Here is a 14,791-nt window from a genome sequence, read left to right as displayed (position 1 = left end):
ACTTCCCCGATTCGACGACTCGCTGCGTATTAGACGGTAGGACACGTCTAACGTGCAGCGGGTCGTCGAATTCGGCGAAGAGTGCTGCGGGTCGGACTACTCGGCGCTGGTGGCGGCCTTGTCAGCCGGCTGGTCTGCGGGGAGGGCCTTCAAGCCCGCAGCACAGCCCACGATTCCCGCGATGAAGAGCAGCTTCAACGGACTCGCCGGCTCGACACCCGTGACCATGGCCCAGCCAACGGTCAGTGCTGCACCGATCCCCACCCACACGGCATAGGCCGTGCCCAAGGGGATGCGCTTCACGGCGATGCCCAGGCCGAGCATGCTCAAGGTTGCGGTGACCGCGAATACCAGCGTTGGAATGAGTTCCGTGAAGCCATTGGAGAGCCCCAGGGCTGTTGCCCACACGGCTTCCAGGACGGCGGAGGCGAGGAGGACCAGCCAGGACACTCCGATCCTTGCCTCGCGTTTGGCGGTGGTGGGGGTACCCATGGCTACGCCACCACCTTCAAGCCGACCACGCACAAACCGATGCCGGCGAGCAGCAGGAGACGGGCCGGCGTCGGGCGTTCGACTTTGGTGACCATGGCGTAAGCCGAGGTCAGCACGACGCCCACGCCAACCCACACAGCGTAGGCCGTGCCCGTGGGAATTGACTGCATGGCAATGGCCAGGCCGCCGGTACTCGCGATCACGGAGACCAGGAAAACGATGCTGGGGACAGGCTTCCGGAAGCCCTTGGAACGGTGGAGTGCGGCGGCCCAAACGGCCTCGAGCGCACCGGACAGAATAAGAATCAGCCACGACATGACATTTCCTTTGGCCAGTCTTGTCGCGCACCGGGTACTGAACCGTCGTCCGGAGGTTCCAGAGCGGAACCTTGATTTCAGGCTAGCAAGTCCCGCGGAGGGTGGCCACTTCCGGTGGCCAAGCTCACCAGTTCGGCGCTGGCAGCCTGGCGGGGCTGCTCCCCGGGCCGGCTGCTCCCGGGCGGGGATCAGGCCCGGTCGATGGAAACGACCGCCACGAATCCGCGGCCCGAGATCTCGGGGCTCGCGACGTCGGAACCCACCACGGCGTCGTACCTGGCCAGTTCAACGGGTTCGCCGGGGCTGGCCGGCGGGGCGTCGGCGTCGGGGGTTTCCGCAACGCCCTGCGTCACGGTCGCCTTGCCTTCAAGAAGGATGGCGAGCTGGCCCTCGAACACCGGGTGCGGGCGCTTCTTGGAAATCTCGACGATTGACGTGTACCCCTTGAACGCCCCCGTCCGGGCTATGACGTTGAGGTCGCGGATGTCGCCGGTAGGCAAGGTTGCCGATGACGCCGCGTCCCCTGAGAACCGGAACGGGCGGTACTTCTCCAGCGGATGTTCGGCGCCGTCCACTGTCAGGAGGAGGAGTTCGCCGTCGATCAGGGTGATGACGCGTTCCATGCCGGGGAAAGCGGAAAAGTCCCCGGCTTTGGAAACGTCCGCGATGCTGACCCGCCAGTCCCACGAACCGTCCTGGGCTGAGGCCGCTTTGGGGTGGCTGGCGAGTTCGCGGGTGATCCCGCCGCCGTTGCGCCACGGCTCGGGATGGGTGTCGGCAAAGCGGATGATTTCCATCAGTCCAGCCTAGTAGTTCGGCGTTGCACTGCAGCGCTTGCTAACGTCATAAGAGTTGGTTTGCACGCAACGTCTGGAGGCACGGCATGTTCGTCAAAGTGTGTGGTTTAAGCACGCCCGAATCCGTGCAAGAGGCCGTCGACTCCGGTGCGGACGCCGTTGGCTTCGTGCTGACCGCCAGTCCCCGCGAGGTCACGCCCGAGCAGGTCCACGTGCTGCTTCCGCTGGTTCCGGAGGGCGTGCATGCGGTCGGCGTCTTCCGCCACGAAACCGCAGCCGACGCCGTGGCCATCGCCCGTAAAGCCGGTCTCACCTGGGTTCAGCTGCACGGTCACCGGACTGCCGACGACGTCAAAACAGTGCACGACGCCGGCATGCGGCTCATCAGGGCAGCCACCATGGGTGCCTCTGTGGAAGAGTTCGGTGATCTGGGCGAGGACCTGTTCTTGATCGATGCCGCCGTTCCGGGCTCGGGCGAGGCTTGGGATTACGAGTCCGTACAGGAGAAAGGCCTCGACGACCGGAAATGGTTGCTCGCCGGAGGGCTCGAACCGGGCAACGTGGCGTTCGCCGCAACGGCTGCCGGTGCTTGGGGCGTTGATGTTTCCTCGGGCGTAGAGGCGTCCCGTGGGGTGAAGGACCTGGCGAAGATCCGCGCGTTCGTGGAAGCCGCCAAAGCCTAAGGTTCCCCTCCCCGGCGTTCCTCTGTCACGTCCCGTGGGGTTTTTGGTGTTCCTCTGTCACGTCCCGTCGGGTTTCCGCGGATGTTTTCCCAACGCACGTCCGCTGGCTAGGCGAGCACCGCATCCAGCTTGTCGAATGACGTGCCCCAGCCGTCCTTCGTCATCTCCACCCACTCCTCCGACGCGAACGGTCCCTGCGTCAGGTGCATCCGGGTGCGGCTGCCGCCCAGGTCTTCGAACTCAAGATGCATTTCTTCGTACTCGTGGTCCGAGTCCGGGGCGGCTTTAGCCTTCGCGACCAGAAGGCCCGGAGCACCCAACTCGGTGATGACGGCCTCGATGGGCGCTTCCTGCCGGCCGTTCTCATCCGTCCAGACCATGACAACCTGCCATATTCCACCAACCTTGGGCTCCACGACGATTTTTTCGCGAGGGGCATCTACGTCCACTGGGCCGAACCACTTAGTGAGTTGGTCCGGCTCCATCCAAGCCCCGAATACTTGCTCGCGAGGGGCGTCAAAGTCTCGGGTCAGGGTCAAAGTGTGCTGTGCCGTGCTCATGGGGCTCCCTTGGTGAGTAGATCGACTGATGGCCAAAGACGCTGTTGTCTGACCGAGTCTAGGCTTACGACCGGCAAAAACCGACGGCGTGCTGATGAACTGCCCCGGAAGAGTGGCAGAGGGATGGCGGAAGTGGGGTGGGATGTGGCAGAGGGATGGCGGAAGGGGGGTGGGATGTGGCAGAGGGATGGCGGAAGGGGGGTGGGATGTGGCAGAAGGATCGCGGAAGGGGGGTGGGATGTGAGAGAGGGTTGCAGGGCGGAAGTCAGGGACGATTCAGGGCCTACCCCGGGTTATTTTGTCGGCCGTTCAATGGAGAATGGACCCTATGAAAACGCTGCTCAACATCATTTGGCTGGTCTTCGGTGGCTTTTGGTTGGCTTTGGGCTACTTCGCGGCAGGACTCATCTGCTGCGTGCTCATTGTGACTATCCCTTGGGGCATCGCGTCGTTCCGCATTGGCTTCTACTGCCTGTGGCCCTTCGGCCAGATGGTGGTGGAGAAGCCAGGTGGAAGCGGCGTCTTCGCCCTCCTTGGCAATGTGATCTGGCTGCTGGTGGCCGGCATCTGGATCGCGATCGGTCACGTCGTGACTGCCGTTGCCATGGCCATCACCATCGTCGGCATCCCGCTGGCCATCGCCAACCTCAAGCTGATCCCGGTATCGCTCATGCCACTGGGTAAGCAGATCGTTCCGACCGACAGGCCGTTCGTCAGCACCTACCGCTGAGGGTTACCCAGCGCAATGGGTTAGGAGCCGGAGACCTCTCCGGTCCGCACATCGAACCGGAACTGCCGCTCCACACGGAACTTCCCGCCGTCGGCCTCCGCTACGAAGGTGAGTTCCACCGTGCCCGAGCACAGGTCGGATTCCGTCACTGTGTAGCTCGGGGTGAAGTACAGCGAATGCTCACCGGGCAGCAGGTCGACGGCGGGAAACTCCTGCCAGTGCGGCCCATGAAGCACGACGCCGGAAAGCGGTTGGGTGCCGGCGTTCCGGATGCGCCCGGTGAAAGCCAGGATGTCATCTGCCTTGTAGCCGGGAATGATGGGGCCGTAGTTCAGGTCCTGTGCTTCGCGGGTGCCCAGGATTTGATCCCCGTCCGCGTAGCCTTGGCCGATTTCCTTCCACGTCTGGACGTCCCACTCGCCGTCGCTGTTGGAGGGGATCACGTGGAATTCCCCGGCGTTCTGCCATACTTCGGGCCGTCCCGGGGTGATCGAGCGCAGTTCCATGTCGAAGGACAATGGGCCGGCTTCCCCACGGTGCACGGGTGCCTCCGGAAGGCGGGGGGAGGCCAACTGGCGGGTGAGTTGTTCCGCCGGCACCGAGGCAAAGACGATCTCGCGATACCCTTGCCGTTCATACAGCACGCCGATATTCCCGTCCGGCAACCGCGTCGCCGTGGAGTAGGCAGAACTGCCCGCGCACAGCATGAGCTTCGCAGGCCACGTGGCACCGTTGTCCGGGGAGAGGCTCAACACTGTGTTGCGGCGCAGGTGCGGATCCTGGTTATTGGTGGCAATCAGCCAGCTGCCCGAAGCCGAACCGGACGCCGGGCCCGAAGCCGAACTGGACGCCGAACCGTCGCCAGAGCCCGTCTTCGGGTCCGCGAGTGCGTCAACAATCGGCGCCCCGTCGAAACGTGCCAGGGAGCCGTTGTCACTGGGGTCCGGCAGTTCGGGAACGGGCAGCAGTGAACTCCAGGTCTGGCCGCCGTCGTTGGAGATGGCAGCCAGCCGCGACGGAGTGGCCCTTGAGTGCAGCAGCAGCCGGCCATCGGACAGGCACACTACCTTGTTTTCATTGGGCCCAACTCCGGCCGGGCCGGGCCCGATCAGCCCGCCCAGCGTCCACGTCCCGCCGTGATCGTCGCTGTAGGCGGAGGCGGCCCTGATTTCGCCGTTTATCAGCAGTACGTATTGCTGGACCAGACGTCCCGCATACGGGCCTGTGTGGACTTGAATTCCTTGGCCGGCTGAGGCGAAGAGCCCGGTGGTTCCAGCGTGAACGGGCTTGAGCATCGCGGTGAGCCGCCTGTGCTGCCAGGTGCCGCCGTCGTCGTCGGAGAAGCTGACATCCGCGTGCTGGATGTCGTCCTCGGGTTCCAAGCCGGACGACGCTTCGAAGAAGCCGGCGTGCGTTCCTGCCGCGTGGAACATGAAGATCCGGCCGGTTTCTGCGTCCACCAACAGGCTCGGGTCACCGTAACCGTCCAAGCCCGAACCGGTGCGGACCACGTGTTGCCCGGTCCACGAAGCGCCGTTGTCGAAGCTGCGGCGGAGCAGGAGGTCGATGGTGTTGGGGAGGTCGTCGAGGTTTGGCCTGCCGTCGTAGGCGGCGAGGATGGTGCCCCGCGTGCTGACGGCGAGGGCAGGAATCCGGTATTGACGGTACCCGCCTACGCCTCGAACGGCGAGCACATGCTCCACAGTGGGCCGTGCTTGCGGGATTGACGGAGGGATGTAGGAGGTCACACCTCCTAGTTTAGGCCCAAACCAGCGCCGACAACTCGGCCGCGAGGTTGCGGCGGGCTGCCTCCAGCCATAACGCCTTCGCGCGGTCTCCGTGGAACAGCGGGTCCAAGGCCAGCAGGTGGCGCACGACGGCGGCCCGCCCCGTCGCGAAGTCGTCGTCACTGATGTGGGCGTAGTCTTCGCGGACGGCCGCGACGTACTTGGCATAGGACTGTTCGTCGCCGCCGAGGACGGAGAGGTCCGCATCGCACAACAGTGCTCCGGCATGATCGCCGGGTTCCGGATTGTGCTTGTCCGTGAGCCGCACAAGACGGGCTACTTCCGCGACGTCCTCCGGGGAAAGTCCGGCCTCGGTCAAGCGGTCCTCAGCCAGTTGCGCGGAGGCCTCCTCGTCCTGTCCGGCGACTCCTTCGTAAACAGCATCGTGAAACCACGCCGCCAAGGACACTGTCCTGGCAGGGAGCGCCGGCTCGGTGAGGACGTCCAGGGCCTCAAGGACAGCCAGCAGGTGGGTGCGGCCGTGGTATTTCCGGGTGTCCTCGCCCCAGCGTTCCAGCAACTCGAGGCCCAGCTCCTCGTGGCCGGGGTAGATGGTGTTCCAGTGCTTCATCAAGGGAACTGTGAGGGCCTTGTTCCGGTCCCGGGCGGGAATCCTGAGTCCGCTGGCAAGGAGTTTCCGGACCAGGACACGTGCCTCCACCGGAATGGCTCCCGCTTTGACGAGGTCGTCGTAGAGGCGCTCGGGTACGTCGTAGTGGTCGCCGTCGAAAGCCCGTTCGGGAACCCCCGCTGCCGAAGCGAACGCATGCAGCTCATCCAGGGACTTATCGGAGATCAAGTGGGAGAAGACGGTCCCGTGCGCGGGCCACAGGGGCGGATCGACGTATACGGCCATGGGCACAGTGTAGTCCCGGTTCAGCCTTGGCAAAGGCGGCGCGATCCTTCCCAGTTGCCGGTCGTCAGGGCGTGTCTACCGCCGAACCACCGCCCCGGAATCGCGGGCTTCGCTGCCCGTGGTATTCACGGCAACCGGGAAGGAGCCTGGGGTCAGCGCTCGGCCGGCAGGATGTTCTGGTTGCCCCTGAAGACGTTGTCGGGATCGAATTGGGCTTTGACCTTGGAGAGCCGCCTGTAGTTCTGCTCCCCGTAGGCCGCCATGATCCGGTCCTGCCCTTCGTCGCCGATGAAGTTGAGCCACACGCCGCCGGTGGTATGCGGGGCAATGTCCTGCCGGAACTGCTTCACCCAATCCTTCGCTTCCTGCCATCCTTCCCGCGTCTCGGCCAAGCCAAAGGGGTGGCTCACCCACGCTGCGCTGCGATGCTGCAAGGGCGTGTTGGCCGCAGCATGTCCGCCCACCGCGCCACCCCAACGCCCCACCAGCTGCTGCGAATTGGGCCCGGGGAGCCGTTGTGCCGAGTCCACCAGGATGTCCAGGGCTTCGTCGCTGAGGTGATCGTGATAGTCGGCGCTCCAGTAGTTGTAGTGGTCCGGCGGATCATCGATCATGCACTGGAAATCCGCGTAGTTCATGGCGTCAATAAGGTCCACGGACGGGCCCAGCTCCTTGAATGGCCTTGCGTGCTCTTCGCCCTCCTCGGCGTTCCCCGCGTACAGGTAAGCCATGCCAACGGCCAGCTTGCCCACCATGTCCGGGGGTACAAAATCCTCGGACGGGGCTGTCAGGTAGACCAGGGCTGTGCCCACCTCATCGGGTGCGCTGAGTGCCAGGTCCCGGTAGGCGCGGGAGATCTCCGGTGCGGCTTCCCCGGGGAAGAGGGCCAGCCCGGCCGTCACCGTGGGACCAAGGTCGTGGAGTTGGAACGTGAAGGAAGTTGCCACGCCGAAGTTTCCGCCGCCGCCGTGCAACGCCCAGAACAGCTCGGGGTTTTCCGTGGCGCTCGCGGTCACCAGGTCCCCGGAGGCGGTTACCAAATCCACGGAGAGCAGATTGTCGCAGGAGAACCCGTAGGACCGTTCCAGCCAACCCGAACCTCCGCCCAACGTGAAGCCGGAGACGCCCGTGGTGGACGCCCTGCCACCGGTTACCGCCAGCCCGTGTTGCTGGGTGGCGCGATCGAATTCGCCCCATGTGACACCGCCGCCGACCTTGGCCGTCTTCGCTTCCGGGTCCACGTGGATGGATTTCATGGGCCGGACGTCAACTACCAGGCCGTCGTCGTTCGTGGACATGCCGGCCACTGAATGCCCGCCCGACCTGACGGCGACATCCAGATTGTGTGTCCTGGCGTGGTGGAGGGCTTCGGCCACCTCGCCGGGAGAGGAGCAACGGGCAATGACAGCCGGCCGTCGGTCGATCATTGCGTTGAAGAGTTTTCGGGTTTCGTCATAGTCCGGATCTTCCGGACGAATCCATTCCATGTGGACGCTCCTTCGCGCCTAAGACTCTCTCCCTAGAACAGGGTACGGCGGCGCATCGTGGCGGGCCATGGGTAATGCTTACGGAAGTACGACGGCGGTGCGCACCTCCTGCCACCGGGCTCACCCGGTGTTGTGGGTGCGTCGTGCGGGAAAGGACGCGGCGTGAGCCCAAAAGGGTGCGTGCAGCGGAAACGGGTGCGCCCAGGCAGCCCGGCACCAACGCCGGGTCACATGACGTAGTGCGGCACTCCGAGCCGCAGAGAACCGCAAATGCGACTATACACTTCCCATATGCCGCAAATACGGATCTCCGAAGCAGCCCGTTTCCTGGGAGTCAGCGATGACACCGTCCGGCGTTGGACGGAAAACGGGACCCTCACGGCGCAGAAGGATCCCTCGGGCAGGCTCGCTGTTGACGGGTTGGAGCTCGCCAAACTGGCAAGGGACCAATCACACCTTCAAGACGATCCTTCACGTGCAGGGAGCTCGGCCCGCAACCGCTTTGTGGGCCTGGTCACCGGAATCACCACGGACAAGGTCATGGCCCAAGTGGAGCTGCAGTGCGGCCCGTTCCGCGTGGTGTCCCTCATGAGCAGTGAAGCCGTCCGGGAGCTGGGACTCGAGCTCGGCTCCGTCGCCACCGCAGTGGTGAAAGCGACCACCGTGATCATCGAAGCACCTCAGGGAAAGAGCATCATATGAGCCCCCGCAGTCTCCTCAGCGCGTTGCTCGGTGCGGGGGTCCTTGCCGTGGCAGTGACAGGCTGTGCTCCGGCAAATCCAGCCGCCTCGGGGGAGGGGCCCTCCGGAACAGTCACCGTCTTTGCTGCGGCGTCCCTCAAATCAACCTTCACCCAGCTGGCCCGCGACTTCGAGGCCAAGAACCCTGGAACCAAAGTCAGCCTGAACTTCGCCGGTTCCTCGGACCTCGCCACGCAAATATCCCAGGGGGCACCCGCGGACGTTTTCGCATCGGCGGACACCCGGAACATGACCAGGCTTGCCGATGCCAACCTCCTGGACAAAGCACCCAGGAACTTCGCAACCAACGTCCTGGAGATCGTGGTTCCGCCGTCCAATCCGGCAAACATCAGTTCGTTCCCGGACTTGGGTAAACCGGGCGTCAAAGTTGTGGTCTGTGCACCACAGGTCCCTTGCGGCGCCGCCACGCAGGTGGTGGAGAAGGCTGCAGACACCGCTCTGACCCCGGTCAGCGAGGAGTCCTCGGTCACCGATGTCCTGGGCAAAGTCATCAGCCAGGAAGCGGATGCCGGACTGGTCTATGTCACGGACGTCAAAACAGCCGGGAGCAAGGTCAAGGGGATCCCGTTCCCGGAGTCGGCACAGGCCGTAACCACGTATCCCATTGCCACAGTAGGTTCGGCCAGGAACAAGGAACTCGCTGAGGCATTCATGGACCTGGTGACCGGTAGCGAAGGCCGGAAGGTACTGAACGATGCCGGCTTCGGCACCCCGTAAGAACGCACCATGGCGCTGAAGACACCCATGAAACGACGCGGCGGACAAGGCTACACCGGCGTCCCTGCCTGGGTCTATGCCCTCGCAGTGGTTGGAGCGGCCTTCATTGTGCTGCCGCTTCTGGCGATTGTGGCCAAGGTGAATTGGGCGCAGTTCTTCCCGCTCATCACGTCGGAATCGTCGTTGACGGCGCTGGGGCTGAGCATGCGGACGTCGGCGGCAAGCACTGTTCTTTGCGTGCTGCTCGGGGTGCCGTTGGCCCTGGTCCTGGCGCGGAGTCCGTTTCCCGGTCAGCGTCTCCTGCGCGCCTTCGTCCTGTTGCCGCTGGTGCTGCCGCCCGTCGTCGGGGGTATCGCCTTGCTTTACACCTTCGGCAGGCAGGGTTTGCTGGGGAAGTCGTTGGAGCTGGCTGGTGTCCAGATCGCTTTCTCCACCACCGCCGTCGTGCTTGCCCAGACGTTTGTTGCGCTTCCGTTCCTGGTGGTGAGCCTGGAAGGCGCCCTTCGCACGGCCGGGAGTAAGTACGAGGCGGTCGCGGCAACCCTTGGAGCCGGTCCGGGTACCGTCCTTCGGCGGGTGACCGTGCCGCTGGTGCTGCCGGGCCTGGCCTCGGGAGCGGTCCTGTCCTTCGCGCGCAGCCTCGGTGAATTCGGCGCCACCCTCACGTTCGCCGGAAGCCTGCAAGGAGTCACCCGTACCCTGCCCCTTGAGATCTACCTCCAGCGCGAAACCGACGCCGACGCCGCCGTCGCCCTGTCCCTCGTGTTGGTTGCCGTGGCCATCGCCGTGGTCGGGCTGAGCTACGGAGGCCGCAGGGCCGGAATCCGCACCGGAAACCGCGCAGAATCAGGGGCCACGAAATGACCTTTGAGCTGTCCGCACGCCTCGCCGCCCGCAACTTCGACATGTCCCTCACCCTTGCCGAGGGCCAAACCGTCGCCGTCCTGGGCCCCAACGGCGCAGGCAAATCCACGTTGCTCAACATCACGGCAGGCCTGGTTCGCCCGGACTCCGGCACGGCACGGATAGGCGGCAGGCCGCTTTTCACGCTCGACGGCGGCACCCACCAGTGGAGCGCCCCCCACCACCGCGGCATAGCCCTTCTGGCACAGGAAGCGTTGCTCTTTCCCCACCTGAGCGTCCTGGACAACGTAGCCTTCGGCCCGCGAAGCACGGGGAGTTCCCAACGCAAGGCACGCGAAGCGGCCCGCCACTGGCTCTCCGAAGTGGACGCGCTCGAGCTCCAGGACCGGAAGCCGGCGCAGCTCTCAGGAGGCCAGGCCCAAAGGGTGGCGGTTGCCAGGGCGCTTGCCGCCGAGCCCGAGCTGCTGCTCCTGGATGAACCGATGGCCGCCCTGGATATCCACGCAGCTCCCATGCTGCGGCGGGTACTGAAACGCGTCCTGGAGGGCCGCAAAGCCATCATCGTCACCCACGATGTCCTTGACGCCTACATGCTCGCCGACAGGGTGATCGTCGTCGAGGGCGGCCGCATTGCCGAGGAAGGCCCCACGCGCCAGGTCCTTGAACGCCCCCGCAGCCATTTCGCCGCAGGACTCGCCGGGCTCAATATCGTCACTGGGTCCATCACCGAGGAAGGAATCACGACGCCGGATGGTCGGCTTTTCGCAGGACAACACGATCCCGAGTGGTCACCCGGGCCCGGCCAGGCAGGCGTGGCGGCCTTTCCGCCGTCGGCCGTTTCCGTCTTCCTGGGCGATGTGCATGGAAGCCCCCGCAACTCTTTCCCGGTGACCATCACCGACTTGGAGCGGCACGGCGGCCAGGTCCGTGTGCATGCACGGGGCGGGGAAGCGGGCACCCTCTCCGCAGACGTCACCCCGGCGGCATCGGCCGATCTGGGGTTGGCTCCGGGGATGGAGGTCCGGTTCGTGGTGAAGTCGGCCCTGGTGTCCATCTACCCGGCCTGACACCTAGTCCTTGTACATTCGCTCCGCGTAGGAGGGGCCGTAGTAGGACTCCAAGTCTTCGAGGGGCGTTTCGGGCTGGACGTAGGCCTTGGAGAGCTTGGCCATACTCGGCAGGCCCTCGGAATCCCAAGAGTCCGGCTCCCACAGCCCGCTCCGCATGAACGCCTTGCCGCAATGGGTGAAAACTTCCTCTACGGAGACCACAATGGCCACGCGGGGCCGGTGTCCCTTGACCACCATCCGGTCGAAGAAGTCGCCATCGCTGACCAGCTGCGCCTGACCGTTGATGCGGAGGGTGTCCGTCCGGCCCGGGACGATGGAAAGGACTCCCACGTTCGGGTTCTCCAGGATGTTGCGGAATCCGAAGGCGAGCTTGTTGCCAGGCCGCTCGGGGATGGCGATGGTGCGCTTGTCCAGGACCTCGATGAAGCCCGCGGGATCGCCCTTCGGTGAGGCATCGACGCGACCCTGGGCGTCCGCCGTCGAGATGACGCAGAAGGGGCTGGCCGCGAGCCATTGCCGGTCGAAGTCGCTGAGCTCGCTGCGGACTTTCCGTCGGACCCGATCCAGGGGTTGACCGATCAGTTGTTCCAGTTCGTCTGCGCCGTCGATGGGTTTCATGGACTCAGCCTAGTTTCCCCGGTGCCCGCGTGGGGCTGGCGCACCCTGCTGCGGTCGATTGGGGGACGCACCCTTTTCCTCCATTCGCGCCCGTTGGTACGTGTGCGCCGTGCGCGAACGGGTGCGGGGCTTCGCCGGAACGGATGCGCCGGGCGGGTACGGGCGCGGGAGTGGACCGACTTGGTCCACGTCCAACCGGGTAGAACGGCTCTGGACAGCAGTTTCGCCGTGGGCAAACATGGAACACAGTGGACCAAATCCAAAGTTGAGCGTAGTACACTCAACTTTGAAAGCACTGGTACTACTCCAGAAAGGGAGCTCTCTTTGGACGCCAAATTCACCACCAAGAGCCAGGAGGCCCTTTCTGCGGCCGCCATGAATGCCTCGACTGCCGGCAATCCGCAGTTGGAACCGGCTCATCTCCTCAAGGCGCTCATGGATCAGCGGGAGGGCGTTGCCGTGGCACTGCTGCGCGCCACCGGCGCTGACCCGGATGCCGTGAGTGTTCAGGCAAGTTCAGCCATCAAGGCATTGCCGTCCACGTCGGGAAGTTCGGTCCAGCAGGCCCAGCTGTCGCGTCAGGCCATGCAGGCGATCCAGGCTGCCCAGGCTGAGGCGGACAAGCTGGGAGATTCCTTCGTCTCCACAGAGCACCTGCTCCTGGGGCTCTCGGCCGGCAGTGACGCCGTCGGGAAGTTAATGCGCGACGCCGGTGCCTCCCATGAAGCGCTGCTCGCCGCCCTGCCGGGTGTCCGGGGCGATCGCAAGGTCGATTCGCCGGATCCTGAGAACACCTTCCAGGCCTTGGAGAAGTTCGGTACCGACCTCACTGCCGTGGCACGCTCGGGCAAGCTTGACCCCGTGATCGGCCGTGACAGCGAGATCCGGCGCGTGGTTCAGGTCCTGAGCCGCCGTACCAAGAACAACCCTGTTCTGATCGGTGAGCCCGGCGTAGGCAAGACCGCCGTCGTCGAAGGCCTTGCCCAGCGCATGGTGGCAGGCGACGTGCCGGAAAGCCTCCGCGGGAAGACCCTCATTGCACTGGACCTTGCCTCCATGGTGGCCGGCGCCAAGTACCGCGGTGAGTTCGAAGAGCGGTTGAAGGCCGTGTTGGAGGAGATCAAGAACTCCAACGGGCAGATCGTCACGTTCATCGATGAGATCCACACCGTTGTTGGCGCCGGTGCCACAGGCGAGAGCGCCATGGACGCAGGCAACATGCTCAAGCCGATGCTGGCGCGCGGTGAGCTGCGCCTGATTGGTGCGACCACCCTGGACGAGTTCCGCGAGAACATCGAAAAGGACCCTGCGCTGGAACGCCGTTTCCAGCAGGTGTATGTGGGTGAGCCCAGCGTGGAGGACACCATTGGCATCCTCCGTGGATTGAAGGAACGCTACGAGGCCCACCACAAGGTAGCCATCGCGGACTCCGCCCTGGTGGCAGCTGCCACGCTGTCGAACCGGTACATCTCGGGCCGGCAGTTGCCGGACAAGGCAATCGACCTCGTGGATGAAGCCGCCTCGCGCCTTCGCATGGAGATCGACTCCGCTCCGGAAGAAATCGACCAGCTGCGTCGTGCCGTGGACCGCCTGACCATGGAAGAGCTGGCCCTGCAGGGTGAAACGGATCCCGCATCGGTTGAGCGTTTGGCTGCCCTTCGGGCTGACATGGCGGACAAGAAGGAGGCACTCAGTGCGCTGAATGCGCGGTGGGAAGCCGAGAAGGCCGGCCTGAACCGGGTTGGTGACCTGAAGGCCAAGATCGACGAGCTGCGTTCGGCTGCCGAGAAGCACCAGCGCGAAGGCGACCTCGAGTCGGCGTCGAGGATTCTCTACGGTGAGCTGCCTGCCTTGGAGCGCGAGCTCAACGCAGCTGCCGAAGAAGAATCGGCGAGGGGCGCCAAGCCCGAGCTGATGGTGGCGGAGGAAGTCGGTGCCGACGACATCGCCGAGGTCATCTCCGCATGGACGGGCATCCCCGCGGGACGCATGCTCCAAGGCGAATCACAAAAGCTGCTCCACATGGAGGAGGAGCTCGGCAAGCGCCTGATCGGTCAGTCGAAGGCCGTGCAGGCGGTTTCGGACGCCGTGCGCCGTGCCCGGGCCGGGATCAGCGATCCCAACCGCCCCACGGGTTCGTTCATGTTCCTCGGCCCCACCGGCGTCGGCAAGACCGAACTGGCCAAGGCCTTGGCGGACTTCCTCTTCGATGACGAACGGGCCATGATCCGGATCGACATGTCCGAGTACAGCGAGAAGCACTCCGTCGCCCGTTTGGTCGGTGCCCCTCCGGGATACGTCGGCTACGAGGAAGGCGGCCAGCTTACTGAAGCCGTGCGGCGCCGCCCGTACTCGGTGGTCCTGCTGGACGAGGTTGAGAAGGCCCACCCTGAGGTCTTCGACATCCTCCTGCAGGTGCTCGACGACGGTCGCCTCACCGACGGCCAAGGCCGCACCGTTGACTTCCGGAACACCATCCTGGTGCTGACCTCCAACGCGGGCAGCCAGTTCATGGTGGACTCGTCCATGGATGCGAAAGCGAAGCGGGACGCCGTCATGGCCGTGGTGCAGGCATCCTTCAAGCCGGAGTTCCTGAACCGCCTGGACGAGATCGTCCTCTTCGACCCGCTGTCGGTCGAAGAGCTCGCCCGGATTGTGGAACTGCACGTCGCCGAACTCACCAAGCGCCTCTACGAGCGGCGGCTCACGCTCGAGGTCACGGACGGCGCCCGCGCCTGGCTCGCAATGTCCGGCTACGATCCAGCCTACGGTGCCCGGCCGCTCCGCCGCCTGGTGCAGCGCGAGATCGGTGACCGCCTCGCCAAGGAAATCCTTGCCGGGGAGATCAGCGACGGCGACACCGTCCTGGTGGACACCGCCGCCGACGTCGACGCCCTCACCATCGAGGGCCTTGAGGAGATGGGAAACTCCGACGGCGGCTGGTCGGCAGGGACGGGTCTTTCGGTCCGCCGGAAGGAACCGTCGCTGGAAAAGTAGGCCGGCCAGAGACTGGCAGGGCCAAAGAGCTGACGGTGCTGGAAAGCTGACAGTG

General features: G+C 64.8%; 15 protein-coding genes and 1 riboswitch. Of the genes, 7 read left to right on the top strand and 8 right to left on the bottom strand.

Annotation, left to right across the window (positions count from 1 at the left end):
* Positions 1-96: 96 nt before the first annotated feature.
* The 3 genes from AUR_RS07045 to AUR_RS07035 form a co-directional block, all read right to left on the bottom strand.
* Positions 97-492, bottom strand: coding sequence for a DMT family transporter (locus AUR_RS07045; protein ID WP_062098098.1), 396 nt, complete (start codon positions 490-492; stop codon positions 97-99).
* 2 nt (positions 493-494) lie between these two features.
* Entirely contained in the window at positions 495-809 is a 315-nt protein-coding gene (locus tag AUR_RS07040; RefSeq protein WP_021472817.1) for a DMT family transporter, read from the bottom strand.
* A gap of 9 nt (positions 810-818) precedes the next feature.
* Positions 819-884, bottom strand: a riboswitch (guanidine-III (ykkC-III) riboswitch).
* Between the two features lie 113 nt (positions 885-997).
* Complete coding sequence (locus AUR_RS07035; protein ID WP_021472816.1) at positions 998-1,606, bottom strand: HutD/Ves family protein; 609 nt, start codon at positions 1,604-1,606, stop codon at positions 998-1,000.
* Positions 1,607-1,692: 86 nt separating this feature from the next.
* Between AUR_RS07035 and AUR_RS07030 the strand changes: the two genes are divergently transcribed.
* A complete protein-coding gene (locus AUR_RS07030) occupies positions 1,693-2,289 on the top strand; it encodes a phosphoribosylanthranilate isomerase (protein WP_021472815.1) in 597 nt (198 codons plus the stop codon).
* A gap of 107 nt (positions 2,290-2,396) precedes the next feature.
* On the opposite strand, the gene AUR_RS07025 is transcribed toward AUR_RS07030, so the two are convergent.
* Positions 2,397-2,849, bottom strand: a complete 453-nt coding sequence (locus AUR_RS07025; protein WP_062098097.1) for an SRPBCC family protein — start codon at positions 2,847-2,849, stop codon at positions 2,397-2,399.
* A 328-nt stretch (positions 2,850-3,177) separates the two neighbouring features.
* Between AUR_RS07025 and AUR_RS07020 the strand changes: the two genes are divergently transcribed.
* A complete protein-coding gene (locus AUR_RS07020) occupies positions 3,178-3,579 on the top strand; it encodes a YccF domain-containing protein (protein ID WP_021472813.1) in 402 nt (133 codons plus the stop codon).
* 20 nt (positions 3,580-3,599) lie between these two features.
* On the opposite strand, the gene AUR_RS07015 is transcribed toward AUR_RS07020, so the two are convergent.
* The 3 genes from AUR_RS07015 to AUR_RS07005 all read right to left on the bottom strand — a co-directional run bounded on the left by AUR_RS07015 (position 3,600) and on the right by AUR_RS07005 (position 7,709).
* Positions 3,600-5,327, bottom strand: a complete 1,728-nt coding sequence (locus AUR_RS07015; protein ID WP_062098095.1) for a sialidase family protein — start codon at positions 5,325-5,327, stop codon at positions 3,600-3,602.
* Positions 5,328-5,337: 10 nt separating this feature from the next.
* Positions 5,338-6,222, bottom strand: a complete 885-nt coding sequence (locus AUR_RS07010; RefSeq protein ID WP_031216661.1) for a DUF4031 domain-containing protein — start codon at positions 6,220-6,222, stop codon at positions 5,338-5,340.
* 152 nt (positions 6,223-6,374) lie between these two features.
* Positions 6,375-7,709, bottom strand: coding sequence for an FAD-binding oxidoreductase (locus AUR_RS07005; RefSeq protein ID WP_062098093.1), 1,335 nt, complete (start codon positions 7,707-7,709; stop codon positions 6,375-6,377).
* 291 nt (positions 7,710-8,000) lie between these two features.
* Between AUR_RS07005 and AUR_RS07000 the strand changes: the two genes are divergently transcribed.
* The 4 genes from AUR_RS07000 to AUR_RS06985 are packed head-to-tail and all read left to right on the top strand — an operon-like array spanning position 8,001 to position 11,118.
* Entirely contained in the window at positions 8,001-8,411 is a 411-nt protein-coding gene (locus AUR_RS07000) for a TOBE domain-containing protein (RefSeq protein WP_062098091.1), read from the top strand.
* Positions 8,408-9,187 (top strand): molybdate ABC transporter substrate-binding protein, encoded by a 780-nt coding sequence (gene modA, locus AUR_RS06995; protein WP_062098089.1) that lies wholly within the window; start codon positions 8,408-8,410, stop codon positions 9,185-9,187. Before AUR_RS07000 ends, modA begins: the two co-directional genes overlap by 4 nt.
* 27 nt (positions 9,188-9,214) lie before the next feature.
* A complete protein-coding gene (locus AUR_RS06990) occupies positions 9,215-10,051 on the top strand; it encodes an ABC transporter permease (RefSeq protein ID WP_062099354.1) in 837 nt (278 codons plus the stop codon).
* On the top strand, positions 10,048-11,118 hold the full coding sequence (locus tag AUR_RS06985; protein WP_021472806.1) for a sulfate/molybdate ABC transporter ATP-binding protein: 1,071 nt from the start codon (positions 10,048-10,050) through the stop codon (positions 11,116-11,118). The genes AUR_RS06990 and AUR_RS06985 overlap by 4 nt, the downstream gene beginning before the upstream one ends.
* Before the next feature lie 3 nt (positions 11,119-11,121).
* Here AUR_RS06985 and AUR_RS06980 read toward each other — a convergent pair whose 3' ends face one another.
* On the bottom strand, positions 11,122-11,739 hold the full coding sequence (locus AUR_RS06980) for a pyridoxamine 5'-phosphate oxidase family protein (RefSeq protein ID WP_062098087.1): 618 nt from the start codon (positions 11,737-11,739) through the stop codon (positions 11,122-11,124).
* 324 nt (positions 11,740-12,063) lie between these two features.
* Between AUR_RS06980 and clpB the strand changes: the two genes are divergently transcribed.
* Positions 12,064-14,736 (top strand): ATP-dependent chaperone ClpB, encoded by a 2,673-nt coding sequence (clpB, locus tag AUR_RS06975; protein WP_062098085.1) that lies wholly within the window; start codon positions 12,064-12,066, stop codon positions 14,734-14,736.
* Positions 14,737-14,791 lie beyond the last annotated feature (55 nt).

It is taken from the genome of Paenarthrobacter ureafaciens, from assembly GCF_004028095.1.
GTDB lineage: Bacteria > Actinomycetota > Actinomycetes > Actinomycetales > Micrococcaceae > Arthrobacter > Arthrobacter ureafaciens.
The sequence above is the reverse complement of the archived record's forward strand: the minus strand, read 5'-3'. Positions and strand labels throughout refer to the sequence as shown.